The organism is Prauserella isguenensis, from assembly GCF_014191605.1.
GTDB classification, from domain to species: Bacteria; Actinomycetota; Actinomycetes; order Mycobacteriales; family Pseudonocardiaceae; genus Prauserella; species Prauserella isguenensis.
In genome coordinates this window covers 470,035-478,858 of sequence record NZ_JACHWU010000004.1, presented here as the reverse complement: position 1 = coordinate 478,858, position 8,824 = coordinate 470,035, and the positions used below count along the sequence as shown (strand labels likewise).

At 68.3% G+C, this 8,824-nt stretch carries 6 protein-coding genes; 1 reads left to right on the top strand and 5 read right to left on the bottom strand.

What is annotated here, in order from left to right; genetic code table 11:
* The 4 genes from FHS23_RS18475 to FHS23_RS18460 form a co-directional block, all read right to left on the bottom strand.
* Positions 1-107 (bottom strand): S-adenosylmethionine synthetase N-terminal domain-containing protein (locus tag FHS23_RS18475; protein WP_343054069.1); only part of this gene is annotated, 107 nt, incomplete at its 3' end.
* Positions 108-174: 67 nt separating this feature from the next.
* Positions 175-1,875 (bottom strand): glycine/sarcosine N-methyltransferase, encoded by a 1,701-nt coding sequence (locus FHS23_RS18470; RefSeq protein ID WP_183657360.1) that lies wholly within the window; start codon positions 1,873-1,875, stop codon positions 175-177.
* A gap of 875 nt (positions 1,876-2,750) precedes the next feature.
* Positions 2,751-4,058: an alkaline phosphatase family protein gene (locus tag FHS23_RS18465; protein WP_183657358.1), complete on the bottom strand. Its 1,308-nt coding sequence runs from the start codon at positions 4,056-4,058 to the stop codon at positions 2,751-2,753.
* Complete coding sequence (locus FHS23_RS18460; protein ID WP_183657357.1) at positions 4,055-5,746, bottom strand: alkaline phosphatase D family protein; 1,692 nt, start codon at positions 5,744-5,746, stop codon at positions 4,055-4,057. The genes FHS23_RS18465 and FHS23_RS18460 overlap by 4 nt, the downstream gene beginning before the upstream one ends.
* A 174-nt stretch (positions 5,747-5,920) precedes the next feature.
* On the opposite strand from FHS23_RS18460, the gene FHS23_RS18455 reads away from it, so the two are divergent.
* A complete protein-coding gene (locus tag FHS23_RS18455) occupies positions 5,921-7,627 on the top strand; it encodes a GGDEF domain-containing protein (protein WP_183657481.1) in 1,707 nt (568 codons plus the stop codon).
* Positions 7,628-7,633: 6 nt separating this feature from the next.
* Here the strand turns inward: FHS23_RS18455 and FHS23_RS18450 are convergent, their stop codons facing one another.
* Positions 7,634-8,668: a hypothetical protein gene (locus FHS23_RS18450; protein ID WP_183657356.1), complete on the bottom strand. Its 1,035-nt coding sequence runs from the start codon at positions 8,666-8,668 to the stop codon at positions 7,634-7,636.
* Between the last annotated feature and the right edge of the window lie 156 nt (positions 8,669-8,824).

The window sequence follows — 8,824 nt, the reverse complement described above, 5'->3', positions numbered from 1 at the left end:
TGCGCCAACATCGCATCCAAAATCGTGTCGCTGATCGCGTCACAAATCTTGTCCGGGTGACCCTCAGTCACCGACTCACTCGTGAACAACCTGCCTGTAGTCAAAATGCTTCCTTCTTCTCGACGGGAGCGGTCTTACTTGTTCTCGTGAACTTTCTTGCGATGTGGCGCCGGATCACGCCGTGACGTGGAAGATGCCCCACGCGAGGTTGCCGGACTTGCCGCCGGCGACCCAGTTCTTGAGGCCGAGCTTCATGCGGTCGCGGTAGTCCTGGCTGATCGTGCCCGCCAGTTCGCTCTCACGCTTCTCCAGCTCGGCCAGCACGCGACCGTAGTGGTTCGACAGCTGGTGGGTGTGGTCGTCGAACTCGACCGACTTCATACCCAGGCGCGTCAGCTCCTTCTTGTAGAAGCCGGGCGAGCCGAGGCTGTCCAGGTGCAGCCGGTCGAGGATCGGCTGCAGCGACGAGGTGTCGCAGTTGTCCGAGGCCATCGGGTCGGTGAAGACCATCTGGCCGTTCGGCTTGAGCACGCGCACGGCTTCCTCGACCACGCGGACGCGGTCACCGCTGTGCAGGACGGCGTCCTGCGACCAGATGACGTCGAACTCGTTGTCGTTGAACGCGAGGTTCTCGAAGTCGCCGTCGACGACGTCGATCAGCTGGGCCAGGCCGGCATCCTTGTTGAACTGCCGGTTGCGGTCGTTCTCGACCTCGGAGAGGTTCAGGCACGTCACGTGGACACCGTAGGTCTCGGCCAGATAACGGGCGGCACCCCCGTAGCCTGCACCCAGGTCCAGGACCTTCTGCCCCTTCTTGAGCTCGAGCTTCTTCGCCATCTGCTCGACCGTGCGACGGCTGGCTGCGGCGATCTCCTCGTTCTCCGACTGGTACAGGCCGACGTGGATGTCGGTGCCGCCCCAGACGTTGTAGTAGAAGTTGTCCGCGTCCTCGGAGTTGTAGTACTCGCGGGCGGTGTTGACCGCGCTCGAGTAGCTCTCCGTCAGGGCGTTCTCCAGGTACTCCTTCGTCGCCACGTGCACGAAGAAGTCCGGCTCGTTGTCGTTACCGTAGGCTTCCTGGAAGTCACCGTAGGTGTCGACCTTCTGGAAGCCGACCTCACGCAGCAGCCGCCGCAGGTAGTTCTTGCGCAGCGGGAACATGTTGAGGTGGTACAGCGAGCCGTCGGGGAACTCGTACCGGAAACGGGCGAGACCGTCGTCGACGTACTCCGGCTCGGCGCTGACCTGGTCACCGCAGTAGTAGTACGTGTGCTTGCTCGAGAACCCGCTGTCGAGGATCGAGTCGTAGTTGCGCTGGTCGATGATCAGGATGCCGTCGTGCTTGAGCACGGCGTAGAACTCGGCGAGCGCCTTGCGACGGTCGTTCTCGTCGAACAGGTGCGTGAAGGAGTTACCGAGGCAGACGATCGCGTCGTACTTGCCCTGCACGTCCTTGCTGAGCCAGCGCCAGTCGGAGTGCACGACCTTCAGGACGTGGTCGCCGTACTCCTTACCGTTCTCGAACGCCTTGGCCAGCATCTCGGCGGCGCCGTCGACACTGGTCGTGTCGAAGCCGGCCTCGAGCATGCGCACGGAGTGGAAGCCTGTACCGGTCGCGGCGTCGAGCACGGACTCGGCGCCGTGCTTACGGAGCAGGTCGACGAAGAAGCTGCCCTCGCTCTCGTACCGGCCCTTCCAGTCGATCAGCTCGTCCCACTTGTCGACGAATCCCTCGTTGTACTCCTCGGCGTAGTGGTCGCTCTCCCGAACGGCCAGCGGGTCGGAACCGAACGCCTGGTCGGGATGCGCGTCGGCGCGGCTCTTCTCTGCGACTTCGGCCTGCGCATCGGTGGTGCCAGCCGCTGATTCCTGCATTGGGTTCCCTCCACGTTCGGCGGATCGGTACTTGCTGGTCCGGGCCGGCTCACCGCAGTCTCGCCTGAACCTCTCGGCACACGTCACGTGCGGAGATACGGCCGCGAACACGTCGGGCAAGGGCACAGAAAAATCCAGGCCGACGACGCGATGTATCGATCGCGGTTCAAAATCGGCCTGCGGCGCGCATTGTGCGCAGCCCGTGTATCGCGCGTCACACCTGACGCGGCCCTTCGCTCCGACTGGACGGAATTGCGCCGTATCCGCACTGATCCCGCGCAAACCGCCTGAGACTCAATCTATTCACAAACTCGCCGTTCGATCAATGGGTCCATGGCGTGACGCGAATTTTCACCCCTCGTATACCGCTCGAGCGGCACGAGCCGCGCGCGCGAGCGTCGCTATCCGCATCACGGCAAGCCACGTTCTGGCAGGTCGGAGCGCTGATGCGCGCTATGCGCAACCGCGCCTGCGTTACACCGCCAAGGACTTTGTGACCTCTGCAACACCAAGACACGTTCAGACCAGCAAGTACTACTCAGAGTGTATTTAGAAGCGGATTTCGCCGCGGCTCTAGTCCACGAGCCTGATGAGTGATACAGGAACTACGTTCGTAGCGTATTCGGCAACGCGTTGCGTATAGCTCAACAGGAACGCCCTCGCGAAGATCGTGAGATCTCCGCGAGGGCGTGGTCGGATCGTCGCTCCGGGTTGCCAGAATGTTGTAGCGTTATGGTTACGTTATCGTTCCGACATAGGTCCGAAACACTGCAAGGTGCACGGAGTGCGATTTCGTTATGTGCGACCGGGCACAATTCCGGTGACCGAGGTCATCGTTGTCGACGATTCGGAAATCAGAATTTCTATGAGATGGCCTACTCTTCCCTTGAAAACAGTGCCTCGGCCCGGATCTCGCCGTCGTAGCCGCCCACGAGCGGCGGCAACCCGAACAGCTCGCCCACGGTGGGCGCCACGTCGACCGTCGTCGCCGAGGCCGAGGACGTCACGCCCTTGCGCACCCGTCGGTGGCCGCCCGCGACGAAGAACGGGATCGGCTCGGTCGCGGGGTGCCCGTGGTTGCCCGGGATGGGGTTCGATATCGGCGTCGGGTCCGAGAAGCGCCAGCCCGCCTTGCAGTACACGACCAGGTCCGCGCAGTCGGGCGCCAGTCGAAGCTCCTCGGGCCGGTGCACCGACAGCACACCCGGCGTGGCGAGCGCGATGCTGCGCATCCGCTCCACGGCGGCGGACCGTTCGGAATCCGGGCCGATGAAGGTCAGCAGGTCCGCCCCGCCGTTCTGGGCGATCGCCACCTTGTCCGCCAGGGAGTCGTCCGACTCCAGCGGCGCCTGCAACGAGATCAGCTTGTGCCCGTGCGACCAGTCCATCGAATGGTCGGCGATCACCATGACCACGCTCGACTCCCACAGTCCCCGATCACGCAGCTCGGAGACGAACCGGCCGACGTGCGCATCCGTAGCGCCCAGCGCGGCCGCACGCAACAGGCCCAGCGAGGTGCCGGTCAGATCCGCGTGACCGACCCGGTCCACGTCTCCGAGATTGACGAACACGAGGTCGGGGTCGGTCTCGTCCACCATGGCCGACAGAGCCAGCTTCGTCGCCAGGTCGGGCGCGTGGTCGGTGATCGGGATCAGCGGCTCCGGCTCCCAGCGGACGCTCGCCCGCTCCCCGAAGATCGTGTACAGGTACTCCTTACTGAGCACGCTCCCGCTCACCCGGCCCGTGCCTGCGAGGCGTTCGAGCAGCGTCGGCACGCGAATGTCCGACGGCCGGTCGAGCGTGCGCACGGCTCCCTCGTGGCGGTCGTAGACGTCGTTGGCCGGCACTCCGGAACGGTCGGGCCGCACGCCGGTCATCATCATCACGTGGTTGGGCAGCGTCTCCATCACCGGCAGCGATCGGGCCTGCGGGAAGTTGGTGCCCTCCGCACGCAGGGCGTACAGGTGGGGAGTCGCGTGGGGATCGATCTCGTCCGGCCGCAGTCCGTCGACGACGAGCACATAGACACGCAGGTCCTTCGCACCCGCCGGCGAGGCCGACACCGCGGGCACACCTGCCGTCGTGGACAGCACGACCGCGGCACCGGCCGTAGTCGCGACCCGCAGGAACCGCCGTCGCGACACGTCGTCGGCGGCACCGGGAGTGATGGTCTCGTCGGTCATCGGGCCTCCTGTCGTGCCAGTGCCTGCCGTCGTGCTGCGGCGAGTTCGTGGCCGGTCGCCGCCTCGTGCCGCGGTGTGACGCCGTCCATCGACCGCGGGGTGCGCTCGAGCCTGTCGGTGCCCGCGGGCACGCGGTAGGACGCGGTGACCTCCGCGGCGCTGGCAGGGTCCGCCCGGTCGGCGAGGCGGAACCAGTCCATCCGCACGTGCGCGGGGGTGACCTCCAGGACCGAGAACCCGTGCGAGTCGAAGTCGAGGTACTTCACGTGCGGGTTCGCCAACTTGATGACCGCCTCGACGACGAGCGACAGCGTGCGCGGGGGCAGGTTCAGATAGTCGTCGATGTTGTCGCTCGTGACGGAGGTGCAGACCAGCTCCGTCGCGACGGAATCACCACTCAGCGGGTAGGTCAGCGGATCCGCGGGCAGTTCGGTCGCCCAGCCGGAATGGATGTCCCCGGTGAGGAAGACGGCCCCCGAGACGCCGTGATCGCGCAGAGACCTCAGCACGGCCGCCCGATCGGACGTGTAGCCGTCCCACTGGTCCACATTGTACGGAACACCTTCGATCGGCCCGACGACGTCCGCGATCGCCTCGAGTTCGCGTGTGTTCAAAGTGGACGGGAACTGCACCGGCGAGATCATCACGGAGTTGCCCACGAGCTTCCACTGCGACGTCGCCGTCGTGAGCCCCGAGGTGAGCCAGTCCAGTTGCTCCTTGCCCGTGATGGTGCGCTCGTCGTCGTGGACACCGCCGTCGAACGGGTGCGCCACCTGCTCACTGCGATACGATCGAAGGTCCAACATGGACAACTCGGCGAGCGAGCCGAACGTCAGCCGCCGGTAAAGCTTGCCACCGGGCTCGTAGCGCACCGGCATCCACTCCGCGTAGGCCTGTTGAGACTTCGCGCGGCGCTCGACCCACGTGCCCTCGTCCGGCTCGGTATGGTTCTCCGCCCCGCCCGCCCAGGCGTTGTTGGCCGACTCGTGGTCGTCCCACGTCACGGCGAACGGTGCGGCCGCGTGCAGGGCCTGCAGTGCCGGATCCGTCTTGTACTGCGCGTGCCGCCGGCGATAGTGCTCCAGCGTCGTCATCTCGACCGGCGGGTCGTGTGGCCGCACCGCGCCGGATTCGGCGCCGTACTCGTACAGGTAGTCACCCAGGTGGATCACCAGGTCGAGATCGCCACGTTCGGCCAGGTGCCGGTACGCGGCGAAGTGGCCCGCCTGCCAGTTCGAGCAGGAGACGACGCCGAAGCGCAGCCTCGCCACCTCACTGCCGACGGCGGGCGCGGTGCGGGTCCGGCCGACCGGCGACGTGCTGCCTCGCCAGGAGAAGCGGTAGTAGTACCAAGTGTCCGGATCGAGTGCGGTGACGTCCGCCTTGACCGTGTGATCGCGCTGGGGTCCGGTCCGCACGCGGCCCCGCGCGGCGACCCTGCGGAAGTCGGCGTCGTGGGCCACCTCCCAGCCGACGATCGACTCGCCTCCCCTGCCCGAGCCGGGTGTGGCGTCGGCCGACGGGGTCAGGCGCGTCCAGAGCAACACGCTGTCGGGGAGCGGGTCTCCGGAGGCCACTCCGTGCCGGAACGGTTGCTCCGCACCGCCCGCGATCGCCGGTCCGGCCAGTGTGACACCGCCCACTGCCACGAGCGAACCCGTGCGCAGTGCCTGTCTTCTGTTCATCATGTTCACGCTGGCACCCTTGCCGAGGTCACACGTCCGTGTCACGGGGCGCGGCCGGTTCGTTCAGCAAGATTTCGCCCGGATGGACAGGAACCGACGCTCGCGTGTGGTCGTCGTGGTTGATGGACTCAGCACGGTTGTGTGAGTATCGGGCGACTGCTCGCTGAGTCGGTCCGGATGCACCCGGATTCGGACGGACAGGAGTCGGTGTTGAATCAGGTTCAATTCGCGTTCCAACCGCTCTACAGCCTGCACACGGGAAGTGCAGTGGCCGTGGAGGCACTGGCCCGCCCGGCCTCGGGACGCATAAGTGAGCTGCTTGAATCCGCGATGCGCCTCGGCAGGCTGGTGCAGGCGGATACGGGCCTCGCGGCACGCGCGGTCCACGAGGCCGAACACCATGCCATGCGACTGCCGCTGCATCTCAACGTCACGGCGCTGACCGCTGCATCGCCGTCGTCGTCACTCGAGCCGCTACTCACCGCGTTGCGTGAGACCGGCCGCAGGCCCCACGACGTCGTCTTCGAGGTCGGCCCACCGTTCCACACGGCCCCGCCCGCGGCACTGCTCGATGGACTGAACCGGCTCGCCGCGCACGGCTTCCGGCTCGCCTTCGACGGGCTCGGCGCCGCCGATCTCCCCCTCAACCTGCTCGCCGAGTCGCGGACCGACATGGTGAAGCTGGACCGGAGTTCCCTCGGCAGGCTGCCGGACGACACCCCGACGGCGGCCCTGACCGAAGCGCTCGTGCACTTCGCCGACCGCACCGGCGTGCGGCTCGTGGCGACCGGGGTCGAGACCGAGGATCAGCTGGACATGGTGCGTGGTCTCGGGATCGGCCTGGTGCAGGGAAATCTGTTCGCACCGGCGGGTGCCGGCTCCGTGCCCGCCGGTGCCATCGCGCCCGCGCATCCCGGCCGCGACGTGTACCCGTCCGGTGGCACACCCGCGATCAAGGACTTCCTCCGGCCGGCCCGGACCGTGTCCGCCGACGCCACCTGCGAAGAGGTCCGCACGGTGCTCGTGGAGGACGACGCGCTCAGCGGCCTCGTCGGCGTCGACGGCGACGGCAAACCGCGCTGGTCGATCGACCGCACCCGGTTCCTGCTCGGCGTCACCGGCCCGTTCGGGCACGCTCTCCACGCCCACCGGCCGGCGCGACGGCTCGCCGACCCACCGCACGTGATCCGCGACTCGGCGTCGGCGCTGGAGGTGCTGGACCTCGTCAGCGACGGCCCGTCCGGCCGCGCCTCCGACGACGTGGTCGTCATCGACGAGTCGGGCCGGTGCCAGGGCGTGGTGCTGATGCACGAGCTGGTCCGCGGCATGGCCGAGGCGAAGGTGGAGCAGGCGGCGGCGCTGAACCCGCTGACGCGCCTGCCCGGCAGCGACGCCGTGGCCAGGGACGTCGACCGGCGCCTCGCCGCCAACGAACCGCTGGTCGTCGGGTGGCTGGACATCGACTCCTTCAAGACCATCAACGACACGGCCGGTTTCGCCGCAGGCGACGACGTCATCCGCGCGATCGGGCGGGCCCTCACGCGCCTCGCCACGGACCTGGGCGGCGTGACCGTCAGCCACGTCGGCGGCGACGACTTCCTCATCTCCTGCGGGACGGACACGATCCGCGCCCTCGCCGACGCGATGTTGGACACCCGGTGGTCCGCCGACGGGATGCCGGTGACGGTCTCGTTGTCCACGCTGTGGTGCCCGCGGCGGTCGATCGAGTCGTACGGCGAGATCTCCCGGCTGCTCGCGCCCTTGAAGAAGCACGCCAAGAACCTGGCGGGGTCGAGCTGGGTGTGCGGCAGGCCGGGCACCGACTACGTCGACGTGCTCCGCGGCACGCCGAGCGGTTCCGGTACGTCGGCGTCCGCGGGCTGAGCGGGTTCACCGGTCCGCTCTCGGTTCCGCTCCCCCGGCACCGCTCGTCGCGGCGCAACGCGCCCGATGTGCGGCGGGCACCGGATCGCCGTCCCCGAGACCGAACTCCGCACGGACCTCCCGTGCGGCGGCCAGACACACGGCGGCCAGTGCGACGGGCTCACCCGGATCGCCCAGGCCGGTCTCGACCGCGTCGAAGTCGTCCCACAGGGCGTCGATCCGGTGCGGTCCGAGGTCACACGCGGGATGTACGAGGTGGCCGTCGACCGGATCCCGCCTGCCGTCCTGCGGGGCGAGCCGGGTGACCGCAGCAGCGGGCGCACCGCGGGTGTCGACGACCGTGGCCGCCAGCTCGGCCGCACGCGCGGGCGCGTCCCCCGGCCCGGCCAGGAAGGACACCCGCTGCCACACCTGCCAGCACGGCCATCCGGGTGCGTGCCTCGGCGGCGCCCGGCGCACGCCCCGGCCCGCGAGTTCGAGCGCCACCGCATGGTCCGCGGCCCGGGCTCGCTCGGCCTCCTCGCGGGTCGCGCCCCCGCGGTGCGGCGACCCTCCCACCAGCGCGGGGTGCTGCGTTCCCGCCGAGGTTCCCGCAGAGGTACCGGGAGAGGGTCCGGACGGAGGCGCAGGGGACGGTTCGGGACCACCTCCGTCGACGTCCTCCTCGGCGGAGACACCTGCCGCCGCGCCCCGCCACAGGATCGGCCCGGCCACGGAGTACAACCTCGGCACATGACCGGTGCGGTGGTACGGGTGCGCCAGCGTCACGAGCCGAAAGGCCGCGTCCACTGCGTTCGGTGCGGCCGTCCTGACCAGCAACTCCGCGGTCCACAGCCGCGCGGTCCTGCCACACCTGCGGACTTCCCAGGCCTCGACGTCGAGTGACTCCTGACGACGCCGACTCCACTCGACGGACCCGTCGTGCGGACCGTACTCGGCCGCCCGGCGCCGCACGCCGTCGACCGCCGACGCCGTCCACGGCAGATCGGCCCTGCCACTGATACCCATCGGCGGTTCCCCCGTCTCTGTCGTCTCGTCCACCGCGCACCACCCTCCGACGGTGATCCGCCCCTCATCCGACGACCGAGTCCGTCGTCCAGGACCGTCGGAAGCGCCTTCGGCCGGCGAGCTCCCGACAGCGAGGGGCCACGCGCGACCTCCTGCTCCGACGCGCGTTCTCGCTGGTGAGCGGCCCGC

Excerpts from the sequence above, each read along its gene's own strand:
- FHS23_RS18470 (WP_183657360.1), bottom strand. The coding sequence starts at position 1,875 with ATGCAGGAATCAGCGGCTGGCACCACCGATGCGCAGGCCGAAGTCGCA.
- FHS23_RS18460 (WP_183657357.1), bottom strand. The coding sequence starts at position 5,746 with ATGATGAACAGAAGACAGGCACTGCGCACGGGTTCGCTCGTGGCAGTG.
- FHS23_RS18465 (WP_183657358.1), bottom strand. The coding sequence starts at position 4,058 with ATGACCGACGAGACCATCACTCCCGGTGCCGCCGACGACGTGTCGCGA.
- FHS23_RS18455 (WP_183657481.1), top strand. The coding sequence starts at position 5,921 with ATGCACCCGGATTCGGACGGACAGGAGTCGGTGTTGAATCAGGTTCAA.